Raw genomic sequence first — 18,108 nt, forward strand, 5'->3', positions numbered from 1 at the left:
TCCACCCCCCAGCAGTTGTAGGTTGGGGTGAGGCACGAACCCCAACATATCGTGGTATTGGAAATAAACCTTGGGGTTCGTCACCCCAATCTACCCGAAGGAGGGAATGCATGAATACGCGTCTTTTACGGCAGGACGCGCCAGCGAGTGGACATGCCTGCCATCATGTGGTCGTCAACGTGGCAGTGAAAGAGCCAGTTGCCGGGAGAACGGGGAACCATGTCGACCGAAGTCATGCTGGCTGGCAGAACTTCAACCACATCGGTCCGGCGTCCGTGATCGAGTACCGTCTGTCCGTGCCAGTGGACGGTATGATTATCCGTTTCGTTACCCAACGCGACGACGTGCCAGCGAACACGCTTGCCAAGCCGGGTTTCATAGCCATCCAGATTGCCAAAAATGCGGCCGTTAATCGTATGTTTCATGCCGCTTTCTTTCCCTTCTTCTTCATTAAAAATCATGTAGAGAGCGGTAAATTCCTGATCCACATCGCGCGGCGCAGGATCGGAGCCGGAACGCGCCATCCCTTTGCGCGTGATGACAATAGTGCCTATCAGGCCGAGATTCGGTTCCTCCTCTTCCATTACATGGGAATGATAAAGCCAGACGATTGATGAGGGATCAGCAGGTCCAGGGCCTGCATCCTTGTCCGCAATCCAGGTGTAAGTGTGGGACTTACCCGGCGGAACACTTGCTCCCGCACCGCCCCCGTCCGCTCCTTCGCTGTTTTTGTCATAAAGCATCCCGTGCGGATGCATGGAAAGCGGTCTGTCTGTCTTGTTCAGAAAATGAACCCTGAGGGTATCCCCCACCACGGCCCGAAGCTGCGGCCCCAGAATCCCCATCCATGCAGGCTGTGCCAGCGGCTTGGCATAGCTGCCATCCGTATAGCCTATATAGCGGTACTTAGTGTAAGCCGGCGTTTCCCCCCATACGCCGAGCCCGGCTTCGGGCTTGATCAGGTTTCGTCCCGAAGGCGCGTAATTCCATGCTGTCTTTTCAGCGGCTATCCAATATTCCCTCACCACCGCCTGTGCCGGAAACGACATCCAGCAGCCCATAACAAAAGCTATCAGCCCGGTGATCCTGCCTGCGTAATTGAAATTCATGCTCCTACCTCGATTAACTCTCTCGTTTCCACAATAACTTATTACTGTACGGGTTTGTTGGACGAACACAACGACCCAAATCAATATGCCTATGAACTATTTGCAACCTGACACCTGCAACAGCTTACGTAGGATGGGTAAAGCGTAGCGTAACCCATCAAAATCCCGTGCCGGACCGTATTAACAGCGTCACGTAGCAACTCAGGTAGCGGGTGAGTGGGCATGTCTTTCATGCCATGAAGACAAGCGAGCGGAATTCCGTCGGCGAGAGATGCGACTGCGATCAGGAAGGGAGCGGTAACGCCTGAGAAAAAAATTTCAAACTGCCTCACAGCCCGTATTCCCTGGCAAGTCGGATAAAAAAAGCTGGCTTGCCCAGAATGGGCTGGCTGGCAAAATACCGCCGGATTCAGGAGAACCGGGCGGCAACGGATAAATTTACATCTGGCTCTGCAGCCAGTTCTGGATACCCACTTTCTGCAACACATCCAACTGCGTCTCCAGCCAGTCGATATGCTCTTCGGTATCTACCAAAATGTCCTCGAAAATCTCCCGCGACACATAATCCTTGGCAGTTTCGCACGCAGCAATGGCGGCGATCAAAGTCTCGCGGGAAATTACCTCAAGCTTGAGGTCGCAAGCCACGCATTCTTCCGCCTTTTCACCAATCATGAGCTTGCCGAGTTCTTGCAGATTAGGCAGCCCTTCCAGAAACAGGATCCGCTCGATCAATGCGTCGGCGTGTTTCATTTCCTCGATGGATTCTTCGTATTCATGCTTGCCCAGGCTGCTGAAGCCCCAGCTTTTATACATGCGGGCATGGAGGAAGTACTGATTGATGGCTGTCAACTCATGTTGCAGTTGACGGTTTAGCCACTGAATAATATCCGCGTTGCTTTTCATGTTTGCCTCCTCAGGCGAGATCTCGCATAGGCGAGTGGGTTTATGTGGGCTGGTATTGCGCCAGCGTTTTCTGCATCAGTGTTTGTTCCAACACCTCTTTCGCGTGGCAGGCACATATCCCGCATTGCCCGCTCACACCCAGACAGGTTTTCAAATCCCGCATCCGGTCAGCGCCGTTGTGGACAGCCTCACGGATTGCGCTATCGGTTACACCTTTGCAGACACAAATATACATGATAAGCGACCCAAGTCTACTACTTAGTTAAAATCAGTTTGCCGTTACGTGTGCGGCGCAAGCGGTATTGCTCGCCCTGATGTTGAATAAACACTTCATCGCCATGCTGAAACAAGGTATCGCTGTATATCCGCTCGTTCTGCTCCAGCAAGGCAAAATTTCTTTTATTAACATCCACTTCCGGAACTACGCTTGACTTTTCCATATAGTGCTCCTTCAGCGATTATTAATGAGAATGATTCGTAATTATATTCACTTCTAAGGGAAATGCAATACTTAACAAAAAGATTTTAAAAATTACCAAGAAATGGCATCCAAGCAGATAGAAGACGATTTATCCGAAATAACCATCAAGGGGAAACGAATGCACCCTAAGCGAAAGCACGCTGATCCTAGCGCTGAGCTAAAAATGAGCGGTCAATTGCCGAATTTAAGTTTATGTTATGATGTGCCACACAATGTGACAGAAATAGCAACTGCTGGCATATGCCCAGATGATGAATTTCATCATCCGGAGCTTGACTCGGAATCCAGCCCTAACAAGTTTGCACTCCAGCGTTTACGTAGAATGGGTAAAGCAGCATAACCCATCAAACCACACACAACACAACACAATCAACCATGACCGGTGCTGGCGAGTTTGCGGTTGGGCGAGGCATGAAAATTTCCAATGATGGATTACGCCTCCCTCCACCCATTCATTGAAAACCGTATAGAAATATAATGTTCTTTGAACCCGGATAATCCATTAGGACGCGAGATAATGGCGAAGCAGGTTGCGAGACAGTTTTGCCGGCTGGGAGAAGTCCATAGCTTGGTCTATGGACGTTGAGCCAGCGGCGAAAATGGCCGCAACTGACCGCCAGCACTCGGGTAGGCTCGGAGAGTCGATTAATGGATTATCTGAGTTGAGGCGCCCAACCCTTCTGCCATTGCCTGGCAGAGCACTCATGGATAGCATCCATTCGAGAAAACCCCCTAATGTCGGCTCGCAGGACCGCTCAGCTTTCTCACTATTTATTCCAGGATTGATTCTTTTTATCCTGAACACCTTATGGGACAAGCTGTGGGCATTCTATCAGCAAGGTTTCGAGGCCTCCGCCACTTATGTCGCAGATCAATTGTTATCGCATGGGAAGCGAAACAGAATGGACTGAAGGTTATGAGACTCGTGGCTTACCTGACGGTCCCGTTATCAAACAGAATCTTTCTCTGTTAATCGCATGCAAAAGTTTTCCATATCACCGCGCGAAATGACGGCCAGCCTCTGGCGTAATCGAGGCCTGATCACCGCTTTAGTTAAACGCGAGGTCATCGGACGCTACCGCGGCTCCATCATGGGCATCGCATGGTCATTCTTTAACCCTCTGCTCATGCTCGTGATCTATACCTTTGTGTTTTCTGTTGTATTCAAAGCACGTTGGGGTGTGGGCGGGGAAGAAAGTAAAACTGATTTCGCTATTATTCTCTTCGTCGGTATGATCGTGCATGGGCTGTTTGCCGAGTGTGTTAACCGCGCCCCGGCATTGATTCTCTCTAACGTCAATTACGTAAAGAAGGTGATTTTCCCTCTTGAAATACTTCCCTGGGTTGCTTTTGGTTCGGCACTATTCCATACCACCATCAGCATCGGCGTGCTGCTTATCGCGCAGCTTATCCTGAGCCACCAGATTCCGTGGACCGCTATTCTCTTCCCTTTTGTTCTGCTTCCGCTAGTTTTTACGGCGATGGGCTTTGCATGGTTTCTTGCCGCTTTTGGCGTATTTGTGCGTGATGTCGGACAAACCACCGGAATGTTTACCACGGTATTGCTGTTTATTTCCCCCGTGTTCTATCCTTTAAGTATCTTGCCGGTCAAATATCAGGTTTGGCTACAACTCAACCCGCTCGCTTTTATCATCGAAGAAGGGCGAAAGGTACTAGTCTTTGGGCAACTGCCGGATATTGGACGGTGGAGCATCATGATGGCAGCAGGAATGCTAGTCGCTTGGGCGGGCTTTGCCTGGTTTCAGAAGACACGCAGGGGATTTGCCGATGTTCTCTGAAACCAAAAATATCGAGAAATCTGTTGTTTCATTACCTTTTGAACAAAAGGACCGGGATGAGGAGAAAAGCCATAAAGGCAAAAGTGCAATGACTAACACTAACGACAGCGATATCGCCATCCGCGTCCAAAACCTTTCCAAGTGTTACCAAATTTACAATAAACCGCATGACCGCCTAAAGCAATCACTCTATCCGCGACTGCAAAGATTCATTGGTCAGCCAGCCAAACAATACCATCGGGAGTTCTGGGCACTTCAGGACGTTTCGTTTGAAGTCAAAAGAGGCGAAACCGTAGGCATTATTGGGCGCAATGGCTCTGGGAAATCCACGTTGCTGCAAATCATCTGCGGTACGCTGGCGCCTACAGGCGGCAGCGTGGAAACCAAAGGCCGTATCGCAGCCTTGCTTGAGCTGGGCTCTGGCTTTAACCCAGAATTTAGCGGGCGCGAGAATGTCTACATGAACGGAGCCGTGCTGGGACTGAGCAAGGAAGAAGTGGATGAGCGGTTTGACAACATCGCCGCCTTCGCTGACATTGGTCAGTTCATCGAGCAACCGGTGAAGACCTACTCCAGCGGGATGTTTGTAAGGCTGGCCTTCGCCGTGAACGTAATGTCATCGCCGGAAATCATGATCGTCGACGAAGCCCTTGCCGTAGGGGATATGAATTTCCAAGCCAAGTGTATGACTGCGCTCACCCGGATACAAGATGGCGGAGCCACGGTGTTGTTTGTTAGTCACGACATTGGTGCGCTAAAAAGTTTGTGTTCGCGGGGTGTTTATCTTGAGCACGGGGAAATTGGGATGATCGGTGCTGGTGGTGATGTCGCGGATTGCTATACTCGAAAAATGCGTGAAGAAATGAATGCAGAGTACACTTCCGCAATGCCCTCCACAAGCACGAAGGCAGCGGCAGCCATCCCCTTGAAAAGTCAGCCGCCAGTAGATGCTGACGAATTTAAGGTTTCCACAGAGTTCGAGAAGCAGGTCGCATATGCCCGATATGGAGAAGGCGGCGCAAGAATTACATTTGCGGAATTGCTTGATGAGCACATGCGCGTGATAAATAATATTGAATTCAATCAAACTGTCTTCGTAAGAATATATTTCGAAACCGCAATTGATGATGAAGTTTCTTGCAACTACTATGTTCTGGACGATAAGAGAAATCTCATCCTTGGCGCAGGACTGACCCTTGCCAATCAACCTTTGATGCGTGTTAAGAACGGGGGTAGATATATTGTGACATATAAAACCCGTTTGCCTCTTCAAGAAGGGAATCACAGTGTTCAGTTGCAGATTACAAAGCGGGTCGTAAAAGATCATGCGGCGAAATTTCTTGATGTGATAGACGATGCACTCGTTTTCGCGATGGCTCGCCGAGAAGGCGCTCGTATATGGACAAAAGCTTTTATTGAAAATGAGGTGGAGGTCAAATCGTGCTGTCAAGATTGACTCGAGGTCTTCTGGGTGTATTGAAGCCTATCCAGTGGTGTGCTGTATGCGGTAGCAAGCAGACCGCATTCTCACCCCTTCCGGAATTCTATCGTGAAAGCGCGCACAAACATGGCTTTGTCCATTTTGGGAAAGGGGAGATGACTTCACACGAGACTTATGCATGCACCAACTGCGGCGCATCTGATCGTGAGCGCCTATATGCATTATGGATTGATCAACAAATCGAGAAGAACTTTTTCCCTAAGAGCACGCACACGATTCACATTGCGCCTGAGGCAGTCTTGTCGGGCAAACTTAAAAGCCTGGACTTATTCGACTATAAAACCGCTGATTTGTTAATGGGTGCTGTCGACTATAAAGTTGACATGATGAACATGCCATTTGATGACGAAAGTTTCGACTTCTTCATATGTAGTCATGTACTGGAGCATGTGGAAAATGATAGCCAAGCCATTAAAGAGTTATACAGAATTACCAAGCCGGGTGGCTGCGGAATTCTCATGGCACCCATTATTGTGGGCTTGGAAAAAACGGTGGAAGACCCAAGCGTAAAGGATGAAGCAGGCCGTTGGAGACTTTATGGGCAAAACGATCATGTTAGACTCTATGCTCACGACGATTACGTCCATAAAATCCAAAGTAACGGTTTCCATGTTGAGGAGCTTGGGGAAAGTTATTTTGGAAAGAAAGTTTTCCATTCGCTTGGGCTCAAGCGCACAAGCATTCTTTATGTGGTGAGCAGATGATCTCAGTTACGAAGTCGTATATTTGGAGTCGTGTATTTGTTTTTAGATCCCTGCCTCTTACCTCGAAATGGTCTAGCAAACGACTGTTTACCGATAACGGCCCACTATGCCTATGGTTGTCCGACCATATCGAGTTCTTAGAAGCGTTGGTGTCAAGATGAAACTTCTGTAATGCAGCTCTACTCTTACATGTCAGCGACTACTATTGGCAATTGATTGTTAACCGTGAATGTTTCTGCGGTCTATAGGATGTTCGCGGCCAGCGATGAGTAATATCCTGCCTTCATAATATAATCGGTCCCCTTGCACTTGGTTGGAGCGACTAAACAGGACGTACATATGCCAAACGAAAACAACTTCTACCCAAAATTCGATCACGACGAATATGCTAAAACCCGCGCACCGGATGATTTTTGGGGACAAATTCGCCGAACAGTTCAAGGCAAGCCCGTATCGAGTGACCAGATAAACATGATTGTTGATGCAATCAATTCCGCCCTCAGGATGAGGCCCGATGACACACTCTTAGATCTGGCATGTGGCAATGGAGCACTCTCCCATCTTTTTTTCAATTCGTGCGCAGAATATTTAGGCGTTGATTTATCCGAATACTTGATCTGGATCGCAAAGAAAAACTTCGAAGTGTTGCCGCGCTACCGGTTTGTGGTCCAAGGGGCCTCGGAGTATGTTCTTCAAGAGAACCAACCTGAAAGATTTTCAAAAGTGCTCTGCTATGGAAGTTTTTCATACTTTTCTACCATCGATGCTACCAAGGTTCTTCACACGTTGTTTGAGAAATTCAGTAACGTCCAGACAATTTTCATAGGTAATCTTCCAGACAAAGATCGGGCAGCAGAATTTTATAAGGCAAAGCAACCCAGCACAGAAGAATTATCAGACTGCTCTTCCCAGATAGGCATTTGGCGCACACGGAGTGAATTTGCGCAACTTGCTGGCAATACAGGATGGAATGTAAAGTTTTCAACCATGCCCGCTGAATTTTACGCTTCATATTATCGCTATGATGTATTGCTTAGTCGTTAGAGGCGGAGTGGATGTACATGGTTAAGAAAAGCAAGGCCGAAGAATTAGCAATCTTTGGCGGAGAAAGCTTATTTGCGACACCGAAATCAACATCAAATTTAGTGCGGCCTGATTTTGAAAAATTTCTGAGCTACTCGAAATTATTTTTTGATCAGCGTCAATATACAAATAATGGTCCGCTCGTAAGACTTCTTGAGCAACGACTGGCAAATTTTCATCAGACCGAATTCTGTATTACGTTCTGCAGCGGATTCTGGGCATTAACTCTTGCAATCTCTGCGCTTGCGACCAAAGGCAGGAGCGAGATTGTGATGCCCTCGCTGACCTATCGCCGCATGGCGGATATCGCTGCGTGGGTAAATCTGAAGCCCCATTTTTGTGAGGTCGAGCCAACATCGCTCGCCGTCAGTGCCGCAACAGTAAGCTCTTGCATCAACGCAAATACTGCGTTAATTCTGGGAGTTCATCCTATTGTGAACTCCTGCGATATCGATGGATTGGTTGGTCTTGCGAAAGAAAAAAATATCCCACTCCTGTTTGATTCCGTTGAATCCGTTTACGAATCATCTGATAGCGGCAAAGTGGGATGTTTCGGCGCTGCTGAGGTTTTTTCGTTGCACGCTAGCAAGTTGTTAAATGGATTCGAAGGCGGCTACCTCACAACTAATGATGCGTACCTGGCAGAGCGGTTGGCACTGACCCGTGGCTTTGGTTTCAAGGGAGTAGACCACATTGTAGTATCTGGGGGGATGAACACTAAGCTCAATGAGATACATGCGGCCATGGCACTTGCAAGCTTGGATGATCTTGAGGATCAGGTTTTTCGTAATCGCCAACGCTACTACACCTATAAGCGTTTGCTAGCTTCTATCCCCGGAATACGGTTACTTGAATTTGAAGAAAGCCACCAAACAGGCTATAAGAATATCGTGGTTGAGCTTCTTGAGAGATGGACATTGACTCGTGTGGATACCCTCAGAATATTGAACGCAGAAAATATTCTTGCGCGGGCCTATTATTCCCCGCCGTTACATCGTAAACGAATGGCATATGACCATGTACCTGTGGATTTGCCAGCGACTGATATTCTTGCTGAAAGATTTATGCTCCTTCCATGCGGGCATCTCGTCAGCAACGATGATGTTGACGAGACTGTCAGGCTATTAAGCTTTCTCTCCACAAACGCAAATTTGATCATTAATCATTTGCAGAATAATGGTGTGAAATAAATGAAGGCAAATAGCTTTGCACTTTTTGGCGCAGAACCAGAGTTTGACAAGCATCTTCCCATTGGACAACTCTACTTTCCCTCATGGGAGCGTTACGAATTATCGTTTCGAGGAATCTTTGAACGGCAGTACTATACAAATCAAGGACCATTGACCGAAGAACTTGAGGAGAAACTTCAACAATTCTTGGGTGTTAAGCATGCGATCTGCGTGACCAATGCCACCATTGGTCTCATGATTGCAGCAGAAGCTATGGAGCTTTCAGGAAAAGTAATTCTTCCTGCTTTTACCTTTATAGCTTCAGCGCAGTCGCTGACTTGGACAGACCTCGAGCCTGTTTTCTGCGACATTGATTTGGACACCCATCAAATCGCAATTGACCAGATTAGTGCACTAATCGACCGTGACGTGAGTGCGATTATGGGCGTAAATCTTTGGGGGGGCTCGTGCAACCCGAAGGCACTCTCTAAATTAGCAGATGCTCATGATGTTCAATTGTATTTTGACTCTGCACATTCCTTTGGCTGTACTGTTGATGACACTGCGATTGGGAATTTTGGGCGTGCTGAGGTGTTTTCCTTTCACGCAACAAAAGTAGTGAGCGCGACCGAAGGCGGTTGTATCTGTACCAATGACGATGACTTGGCGGCGCGTCTACGGAATATCCGGAGTAGCTACGGTGCGCGCAAGCTGGTCAATGTTGTTAAGACTGCAAATGGAAGAATGTCGGAAGCACAGGCTGCGATCGGGCTTCTGAGCCTTGAGGATTTCCCTGTCAACCAAAAAAATAACGAGTTGCTATATCGGTATTATGAGACGCAATTGGATGCAATTCCTGGTCTTCATCTTGTAAGGCCAACAGGCGTCAGCTTCTCAAATTACCAATACGTTGTATGCAGCGTTGACGAGCGCGAATTCGGACTTTCTCGGGATTTATTAATTGAAGTGCTCAAAGCAGAAAATGTAAATGCCCGCCGCTATTTTTATCCCGGTTTGCATCGCAGCCTTCCATATGTTCAAGAACAGGCGCATTACCTGGATCGATTACCTAATACGGATATCCTTTGCGCATCATGTATCCAGTTTCCGATTGGAGCATTTGTTTCAACTCAAATCGTTGAGCGTATCTGTAAGATTCTCATTAAGGCACACTATGCTTCGGCGGTAATCCGTTCGCAGTATGACCGATAAATTGAGCCTTGGGATCATGCAGCCCTATTTCTTTCCATATTTGGGACACTTTTCTTTGATTGCGGCTGTCGACGAATGGATCGTATTTGACATTACGCAATACACACCAAGAACGTGGATGAACCGGAACCGCATCCTCCATCCAAGTACAGGATGGCAATATATTACTGTGCCCCTATCAAACTCGTCGATTTCGATCAAAACATCTGAAGCGAGGGTGTTAAATCTCTCCGAAGCAAAAACCTGTATTATTGGAAAACTAAGTCATTATAAGAAAAAGGCACCTTACTTTGAGGCTGTCAATGCAATAGTTCATGAGGTATTTGATACAGCCACAGACGATTCACTTGTTCAACTCAATGTGGGTGGTCTTAATGCTGTATGTTGTTATTTGGGTATCCCATTTAACTATCGAATCTGCTCTGACCTAAACTTATCATTGCCAGAAAATTTGCGACCGGGTGAGTGGGCACCAGAAATATGCAGCATGCTAGGTGCCACCAGTTACGTTAATCCGGCCAGCGGCCAAAATATTTTTGATCCGACAGATTTTGCTCGTCGCGATATCTCCCTACATCTCGCACAGTCTCCGCAGTTTGTTTATAACACCGCGCCCTACCCATACGAGCCAAACCTATCTATTTTAGACGTTTTGATGTGGAGTTCACCTACCGTTGTTGCTGAGGCGATTCGCAATGGTGTGGTTATAAATGAGAAAATTTCACCAAAGTTCAGCGAATAAATTGAGATTTAGTAAGAGCAACAAAAAAATTCAGGCCGAAACAATCCAGGTTAATGCAGTTTTACTGATTTACCGGACCGAGCAATGATTAAAAAAATCCTTGTGGAGTTTTAGATAGGGCGCGCTCAAAAAGCAAGTGCAACATTTTTGGGAGAAAATGTTGCATGGGAAAAATCTACTAGTAGTTGAGTATTGAAGAGCGCACGATGATCCAAACACAACTGGAGATGGGAGTCAAACCGGCGGCGATTGCCTTGGGGTTAAATCGTTCGGCATCGACGCTTTCTCGCGAACTCCGTCGAAACGGTTGGGCTCGCCCGACGGCACGCCGTTACCCTGGACGTCCTCCGGTGGCAGGCGGCTACCGTGCCCAAACTGCCCATAAGCGCGCCCATGCCTGCACGGTCAGAGCGCGCGTTGCGCGTCGCCTGCGGCCGGGAACCGAATCGTGGGATCAGGTCATCCACTACCTGAAAGCGGGCTACTCGCCCGAGCAGATTGCTGGCACACTGATGCTTGTAAATGCTGAAACGCCTACGTTGCAGGTTTCTCACGAAACCATCTACACCACGATCTACGCCATGCCGCGTGGCGAACTGCGCACGGAAGTGATTGGCTGGTTGCGCTTCGGTCATGCCAAGCGCCACCCACGTGCGCGCGGCGAAGACCGGCAGGGACAGATTCCAGACAGGGTCAGCATTCATGACCTCCCGCCTGAAATTGAAGAGCGATTGGTGCCAGGGCACTGGGAGGGTGATCTCATCAAGGGAGCGCATAACCGCTCGGCCGTCGGTACGCTGGTGGAGCGCACCACCTTGTTCACGGTGCTGTCCAGAATGGACAATGCCAGTGCCGACGCAGCTCTGAGCGGATTCAGTCATGTGCTCAATCGTATCGAGGCGCAACAACGTCTTTCGCTGACTTACGATCAGGGCCGGGAAATGGCGGCGCATCAGCGGCTGACTGAAGCTACCGGAGTGAAGGTATACTTTGCCGATCCGCACAGTCCCTGGCAGCGGGGAATCAACGAAAACACCAACGGCCTGTTGCGGCAGCACCTGCCCAAGGGCAGCGACTTGAGCGGCTTCATCCAGGAAAAGCTGGATGCAATTGCCTGGAAACTGAACACCTGGCCACGAAAGTCGCTGGGCTTCAGGTGTCCCGCAGAGTTGTTTACCCCTGACGCTTTCAATTTCAGGCAGCATCATGCTGCGCTTTTTGCACTTGGTCATTGAAACCGCCTAGAGTAATCGAACCGAATCTTCTGAAAATATATCGGAGAAAAAGTAGACGTGCCTAAAGTTTCTGTAATCCTGACATCATTTAATCATGAGAAACACATCCAAGAAGCGATTAATACCGTCCTCAATCAGTCTTTTACCGATTTCGAGCTGATTATTTGGGATGATGCCTCCGCTGATAACTCATGGTATTTAATTAACCAATATTCTGACCCTCGCATCAGGGCATTTCGTAATGAGGTACAAAAAAAAGGTGGATGGGGCATAAACAAAGCCATCTCCGAGGTGGCCTCGGGCAAGTACATCGCAATCCATCATTCTGACGATGCGTGGGAACCGGATAAACTGCAAAAACAGGTTGCAGTTCTGGATGATCATCCCGAAATTGGCGCAGTCTTTACATGGTCGCAAATAATCAATGAATACGGTGTTAAGTTGGAAAACAGTTGGTTTATTCAGGAAAATAAGACCCAATGGCAGTGGCTCAATCAGCTTTTTCTCGAGGAAAATCATCTAAACCACCCTAGCGTATTGATTAGAAAACAGTGCTACCAAGATGTGGGGGTATATTCCTACGGCCTGGCACAGACGGGTGATGCAGAAATGTGGAGCAGAGTTTTAATAAAATTTCCCATACATGTTATTCAGGAGAGACTAACAAAACATCGGTTCTTTTCGGATGAATCGAACTCCAGTGGTCCCAGAATTGAGGTTGCGATCAGGGCTAACAGCGAATGGAATATTCTAAGGGAGAATTATCTTTCGATTGCTAACTTTGAAGATATTGTCGCGACATTCCCCGGTCTCGAACGTTTTAGAAACCCAGAAGGTTTTGATAATAAGTTCTTATTAGCTATGGCGTGCTTAGAATGTAAACAGCGTAATGCCTGGCAATTGGGGCTAAAGTGGTTGTTCGATTTGCTTAATGATGAAACCAGATACAGAAAGATAAAAGAACTCTACTCCTTCACTCATCTGGATTTCATTAGAATGACAGCGGAATTTGATGTTTATTGTATCGAGCGGGACAAACAGATGGCCGAACGCGACAAGCAGATGGCCGAACACGACAAGCAGATCGCCGAACGCGACAAGCAGATTACCAGCCTTAATCAGATATTATCTGAGCGAAATATGCAGATAGCTGGCCTTTATAATTCGAACAGCTGGCGAATCACGTGGCCATTACGTACGACGGCACATCACCTAAAACGAGTCAGACACGCAGCCACACCGGTCGTCAGACGTGCGGCAAGCTACTTGGTAAAGCAATATCTCTCCAGCCCGAGAATTCGTGGCTGGTATGCCTCAGCTAAAAATATTTCAAGCAAGGCTATATATCCAATATCTCCAAAATTACATGAACTACTTTTTGTTAAGCTGAAGCTATATTTGAGAAGACACTACTTAAACCGGGATCGTTCCTCTTCCATTTTTGCTTCTGAACGTCTTTATCGAACTATGAAATCTGTTCCTGTAGATTTCCGTCCTAAAGTATCTGTAATTGTGCCCAGCTATAACCATGCCCGTTTTCTTCGGCAGCGGCTTGATTCAATTTACCAGCAGACATATTCAAATTTTGAGGTCATTCTTCTGGATGACGCTTCAACGGATGAGAGTCAAATTATTCTTGAAGAATATCGACGGCGCTATCCACAGATAACTCAGTGTTCGTTTAATGAAAAAAATTCTGGGGAAGTGTTTAATCAATGGCAGCACGGCTTTGAGATAGCATCTGGAGATTTAATATGGATAGCCGAAAGTGATGATTATTGCTCTGAGAATCTAGTGGCCGATCTCGTGAAATATTTCGTGGATGACGCTGTGATGCTCGCTTATTGTCAAACAACATTTGTTGAGAGAGAGTCTACTGAACCGATCTGGAGTTTAGAGGAATATTTAGTTGAACTGGATCCAGATTTATGGCGTGCTTCCTTTGTTATGTCGGCGCACCACCTAGTAAATAAGGTATGGGCGATTAAAAACATCATACCGAATGTTAGCAGCGCAATCTTTCGTCATCCGAGGAAACTGGAGTTACTGAAGAACAAAAAATGGAAACGGATGAGAATATGTGGAGACTGGGTATTTTATTTGCATCTTATACGAGGCGGGCTAGTAGCTTACACACCGAACGCCACTAATTATTACCGACTCCACCAAAATAACACCTCAAGAAACACATATAGTAAGGATATTTACTATCAGGAGCATGAGCAGGTCGCAAAACAAGTACTCACATTGTATCGGGTAGAGAATGGAGTATTTGAACGACAACGGCATATTCTCGAACTACATTGGCGTTCTTTTCGTACGGATTACTCGGAGGATTCATTAAAAAAATGCTATGACTATGAGCGAATTCGACATTATTCGGCGCAGAGAAAACCAAACTTATTGATGGCCTCTTTTGCATTAATAGCAGGAGGTGGAGAAACTTTCCCTATTAAGCTCGCCAATATATTGAAGGCGGCCGGTTACGGTATAACATTTCTCAATTGTCATGAAGCAGCTACCGAGATCGGCGTAAGACGAATGTTGCGGGAAGACATACCACTGCTGGAACTAGATACCCTTGAGAAGCTAAGTGCCGTAGTTGATGATATGGGTATAGAGCTTGTGCACTCACATCATGGATGGGTTGATGTAAGTGTTTGCAATTTTTTGGAACAAAATTCTAATAGTCAATTGATCGTCACCCTTCACGGAATGTACGAGACAATTCCTCCAATCGAGCTGCCTCATATCTTACCCTTGCTGAAAAAGAGAGTAGATAAATTTGTTTATACTGCGGACAAAAATTTGACGGTATTCGATACTAATCACTTTGATATTAATCGCTTCGTCAGGATTGATAACGCCCTGGATATAATACCAATAACTCCAGTCCCGCGCTTCCAACTGGGCATTTCGGAAAATGCTTTCCTAATCTGCTTAGTCAGTCGCGCCATTCCGGAAAAAGGCTGGCAGGAGGCAATTGAGGCTGTAAAATTGGCTAGAGAGATTCACCAAAAAGACATTCATCTGCTGCTAATCGGTGAAGGGCCAGAATATGACCGATTAAAGCCCATTATTAAAGATGAATTTATTCATTTCCTGGGGTTCCGCGCAAATATTCGCGATTATTTTGCAACATCTGACCTGGGTTTCCTGCCTTCGCGCTTTCTGGGAGAAAGTTTTCCGCTTGTATTGATTGATTGCCTTCACTCCAACCGCCCGATGTTAGCGAGTAATGTCGGAGAAATTAAAAGAATGATGTCAACCAGCAGTGGTCCAGCCGGAACAGTATTCGACTTGGAAAATTGGAATATCCCAATTACCAATGTTGCTGAAATCATTGCTACATATGCGGAAGAAAAAAACTTGTACCTTGATCACCTGCATCGAGTTCCCGTAGCGGCAGCTAAATTTGACCCGGCAATCTTACTGAAGAATTATGAAGCGGTTTATCTTGAGTTATGTAGAAAGAAAACTGGTAAAACTCTGAGCTAATTGCCAACGTAGCAGATACTGAATACCGGAAGTGGTATTGGAATCGGGCACCTAAGTTATCCTTTGGCATCCATAAGGCCAACCGGTTGAGTTTTAGATGGACTATCTCTCCTTGCCCATATTTTTTAATCAATACACCATATTTCTGCAACTGACTCCACACAAGCCAGGCCGAACAAAGGAACTCTTTAATGAAATGCGTATTATTTGGTGGTGGTGGCTTTATCGGTTCGGCGGTTGCAGATCGCTTGCTACTAGATGGTCATTTCTTGCGTATTTTCGAACGGCCCAGAGTAGAACCTTATCGGAAATTCGAGACATACGAGTATGTGGAATGGATGACGGGCGACCTGCTCAGCGCCCACGATGTGAGTGATGCCATTGATGGCGTAGACGTGGTGTTGCATCTGGTATCTACTACCCTGCCTAAAAGTTCCAACGATGACCCAATCTATGACGTACAGAGTAACCTGGTAGCCACTTTGCAGTTACTTAATACTATGGTTGAAAAAAAGATTCCAAAAATTGTTTTCATCTCATCGGGCGGCACGGTGTACGGTACACCTGTCTATCTGCCAATTGATGAGCGCCATCCGACCGATCCTCTGGTTTCCTATGGAATTACGAAGCTGGCTATAGAGAAATACCTCCTGATGTTTGAGCGGATTCATGGCATTAAATCCATAATACTCCGGGTGGCCAACCCCTTTGGCGAGCGACAGCGAATTGAAACAGCCCAAGGCGCTATAGGTGTATTCCTAAATCGCGCTTTGTGTCACCAGCCCATAGACATTTGGGGGAATGGAAGCATAACTAGAGATTACATTTATATTAGCGACGTAGCGGATGCATTTGCGTGTGCACTGTCTTATTCCGGACAGAAGAGCGTCTTTAATATTAGCTCTGGAAAGGGTACCAGTATCCATACATTGATAGCATTGATTGAGGACGTGTTGAATCAGCCAATCGAGTACCGACACCTGCCAGAAAGACCGTTTGATGTACCCATCAGCATCCTGAGCAACGAATTAGCACGACAAGAATTGGGCTGGGCTCCTAATGTTCAAATTCGTGAGGGAATTGTCCGCACCGCAGCATGGATAAAGAAAACATTGCCAAATCGTGTTACTTGATGTCAGTTACTGTCATTATCGTTAACCGAAATGACGACACTTTGCCAAATGAGCATCTGGCGTGTCCGATATAACCATTATTCCCGCAGCTCGCATACCGGTTACATGCTGCGGGATTTCTCGCTTTCGCCGAGACTATTTTTGATTAGCCCCAGAGAACCGCCGAAATGAGCCTTGCCAAGATTAGATCGCTGCGCGTTTTGAGTGGGTTGGTGCGAAAGGCGCGGATTGAATTTTCTCGCATGGCGGCGGCTGTGAAATATTTTAAGTGTAGTAGTCACGACTTCATCTGACAGTTACCCGATTTGACTGGTGCAATTGTCAGATCAGATTCAGCTGTTCAGTAATGTGATTTTAGTTGGGTTTCCTCCGGTTGGCATCAATCAGGGCATCGACACCACCTGACGCCATGGCCGATTGGTAGCGATGAAACGTATCGCGCGAGAAAAGCCCATTACCTTGCAGGCGCGGGATACATTACCAAGCTCGGCTGCCAGATCAAGCAAGCCTACCTTGTTTGATAATATTTTGCTGAACACTACTCATGGGGTTACTCCTTTGCGCTTGAGCGCTCAATTGATAAAGATTCGCACCTCTATCAAACCGGGTAACCCCACCTTTGGCAAGGCCCTACTGTCAGATTAAATCGCAGCTACTACACATTAGAGTAAATTGTACGTTCTTCCCCTGCGGGCTTGCGTGGCAAACACTTGACCAGCGACCAAATTAGAACGGCGAATTTTTATGAGTTCTCGCGCAATTTGAATATCTAAGATCAGATCACCGCGAGTCATATCTTCCATCAATTCAATCATCAAATTTGCCGGGGAGGCGACGGAGTTCCAAGGATTGTCAGGGTCTTGGAAGACATCCTGAAACGACCAGCCCCAGTCTTCGATAATGTACAGTCCGCCTGGGCGAACTAAGGGAAAGAGCGTCTTGAATGATGTTTTAGTCTGTTCGTAAAAATGCGATGCATCATCTACGACTAGATCCAACTCTCCGCCAAAATCAGTGTTGACGATCGCTCTTAGTTTTTCGGCATCATCTTGCGATGTTCCGTAATAAAGTCTTGCCCGATCCTTATTGGCTGCGACATACTTATCCAACGCCGGCAGGGGGGTGGTTGATAACTCAATGGCTGAAATTTTTTCCGGTTGCAGGAGTTGATCCAAGAAAACAAACGAACCCCCTTGATAAACGCCAAGTTCAAGAACTCTTCTATATTCTTTGGGATCTAAAGACGTATAGTGCTTCAGGAAATTCTCGGCCTTCATTAGAAGGAATTTATTATCTTTAGAGATTATTTTACTACCACCATGCTCATAATTCATGGTTAACGTATATCCGCCTATTTCAAAATCGGTGTTATTTTTCCAATTCAATGAAAGTGTCTTTTCCATGGCTTTCTTTCCTAAAGGTTTTTCCTAAACAAGGTGGATTCAAGGTCACATCCATCCCTAAAATCGTTTCCGCATCTGGGATCTTACCATTAGTATAATCAAAGTGTTGTCGAGCGCCTCGAAGTATGTGGTTTGG

At 46.8% G+C, this 18,108-nt stretch carries 16 protein-coding genes and 1 pseudogene; 11 read left to right on the forward strand and 6 right to left on the reverse strand.

Going from position 1 to position 18,108, the window contains the following annotated elements:
• Nucleotides 1–125: 125 nt before the first annotated feature.
• The 4 genes from BLR00_RS00265 to hemP form a co-directional block, all read right to left on the reverse strand.
• A complete protein-coding gene (locus BLR00_RS00265) occupies nucleotides 126–1,109 on the reverse strand; it encodes a multicopper oxidase domain-containing protein (protein ID WP_074630275.1) in 984 nt (327 codons plus the stop codon).
• A 438-nt stretch (nucleotides 1,110–1,547) separates the two neighbouring features.
• Entirely contained in the window at nucleotides 1,548–2,012 is a 465-nt protein-coding gene (gene bfr / locus BLR00_RS00270; protein ID WP_074630276.1) for a bacterioferritin, read from the reverse strand.
• Nucleotides 2,013–2,052: 40 nt separating this feature from the next.
• On the reverse strand, nucleotides 2,053–2,247 hold the full coding sequence (locus BLR00_RS00275) for a (2Fe-2S)-binding protein (RefSeq protein ID WP_074630277.1): 195 nt from the start codon (nucleotides 2,245–2,247) through the stop codon (nucleotides 2,053–2,055).
• Nucleotides 2,248–2,266: 19 nt separating this feature from the next.
• Nucleotides 2,267–2,452, reverse strand: a complete 186-nt coding sequence (hemP, locus tag BLR00_RS00280; RefSeq protein WP_074630278.1) for a hemin uptake protein HemP — start codon at nucleotides 2,450–2,452, stop codon at nucleotides 2,267–2,269.
• A 102-nt stretch (nucleotides 2,453–2,554) separates the two neighbouring features.
• Here hemP and BLR00_RS16090 point away from each other — a divergent pair, with 102 nt between their 5' ends.
• The 11 genes from BLR00_RS16090 to BLR00_RS00335 all read left to right on the forward strand — a co-directional run bounded on the left by BLR00_RS16090 (nucleotide 2,555) and on the right by BLR00_RS00335 (nucleotide 16,569).
• Entirely contained in the window at nucleotides 2,555–2,833 is a 279-nt protein-coding gene (locus BLR00_RS16090) for a hypothetical protein (RefSeq protein WP_143007611.1), read from the forward strand.
• A 637-nt stretch (nucleotides 2,834–3,470) separates the two neighbouring features.
• Nucleotides 3,471–4,292 carry an ABC transporter permease gene (locus BLR00_RS00290; RefSeq protein WP_074630280.1) on the forward strand — a complete coding sequence of 274 codons (822 nt, stop codon included), beginning with the start codon at nucleotides 3,471–3,473 and terminating at the stop codon, nucleotides 4,290–4,292.
• Complete coding sequence (locus BLR00_RS00295; protein ID WP_081346600.1) at nucleotides 4,282–5,748, forward strand: ABC transporter ATP-binding protein; 1,467 nt, start codon at nucleotides 4,282–4,284, stop codon at nucleotides 5,746–5,748. The genes BLR00_RS00290 and BLR00_RS00295 overlap by 11 nt, the downstream gene beginning before the upstream one ends.
• 140 nt (nucleotides 5,749–5,888) lie before the next feature.
• Nucleotides 5,889–6,497: a class I SAM-dependent methyltransferase gene (locus BLR00_RS00300; protein ID WP_081346601.1), complete on the forward strand. Its 609-nt coding sequence runs from the start codon at nucleotides 5,889–5,891 to the stop codon at nucleotides 6,495–6,497.
• Between the two features lie 339 nt (nucleotides 6,498–6,836).
• The gene (locus BLR00_RS00305; protein ID WP_074630281.1) at nucleotides 6,837–7,541 is read left to right on the forward strand and encodes a class I SAM-dependent methyltransferase; all 705 of its coding nucleotides are present in this window, start codon (nucleotides 6,837–6,839) and stop codon (nucleotides 7,539–7,541) included.
• Nucleotides 7,542–7,558: 17 nt separating this feature from the next.
• Entirely contained in the window at nucleotides 7,559–8,770 is a 1,212-nt protein-coding gene (locus BLR00_RS00310) for an aminotransferase class I/II-fold pyridoxal phosphate-dependent enzyme (RefSeq protein WP_218124299.1), read from the forward strand.
• Nucleotides 8,771–9,961, forward strand: coding sequence for a DegT/DnrJ/EryC1/StrS family aminotransferase (locus BLR00_RS00315; protein ID WP_074630283.1), 1,191 nt, complete (start codon nucleotides 8,771–8,773; stop codon nucleotides 9,959–9,961).
• Nucleotides 9,962–9,977: 16 nt separating this feature from the next.
• Nucleotides 9,978–10,703 carry a WbqC family protein gene (locus BLR00_RS00320; RefSeq protein WP_081346798.1) on the forward strand — a complete coding sequence of 242 codons (726 nt, stop codon included), beginning with the start codon at nucleotides 9,978–9,980 and terminating at the stop codon, nucleotides 10,701–10,703.
• A 185-nt stretch (nucleotides 10,704–10,888) separates the two neighbouring features.
• Nucleotides 10,889–11,938, forward strand: coding sequence for an IS30 family transposase (locus BLR00_RS00325; protein ID WP_256324012.1), 1,050 nt, complete (start codon nucleotides 10,889–10,891; stop codon nucleotides 11,936–11,938).
• Between the two features lie 57 nt (nucleotides 11,939–11,995).
• Nucleotides 11,996–15,436 (forward strand): glycosyltransferase, encoded by a 3,441-nt coding sequence (locus BLR00_RS00330; RefSeq protein WP_074630286.1) that lies wholly within the window; start codon nucleotides 11,996–11,998, stop codon nucleotides 15,434–15,436.
• Nucleotides 15,437–15,627: 191 nt separating this feature from the next.
• On the forward strand, nucleotides 15,628–16,569 hold the full coding sequence (locus BLR00_RS00335; RefSeq protein WP_074630287.1) for an NAD-dependent epimerase/dehydratase family protein: 942 nt from the start codon (nucleotides 15,628–15,630) through the stop codon (nucleotides 16,567–16,569).
• A gap of 357 nt (nucleotides 16,570–16,926) precedes the next feature.
• Here the strand turns inward: BLR00_RS00335 and BLR00_RS15940 are convergent.
• Together BLR00_RS15940 and BLR00_RS00340 are read right to left on the reverse strand one after the other, a co-directional pair.
• Nucleotides 16,927–17,108: pseudogene (locus tag BLR00_RS15940) on the reverse strand (helix-turn-helix domain-containing protein); the annotation flags it as partial.
• A gap of 123 nt (nucleotides 17,109–17,231) precedes the next feature.
• A complete protein-coding gene (locus BLR00_RS00340) occupies nucleotides 17,232–17,972 on the reverse strand; it encodes a class I SAM-dependent methyltransferase (protein ID WP_074630288.1) in 741 nt (246 codons plus the stop codon).
• Between the last annotated feature and the right edge of the window lie 136 nt (nucleotides 17,973–18,108).

The organism is Nitrosospira multiformis, assembly GCF_900103165.1.
Classification (GTDB): Bacteria; Pseudomonadota; Gammaproteobacteria; order Burkholderiales; family Nitrosomonadaceae; genus Nitrosospira; species Nitrosospira multiformis_D.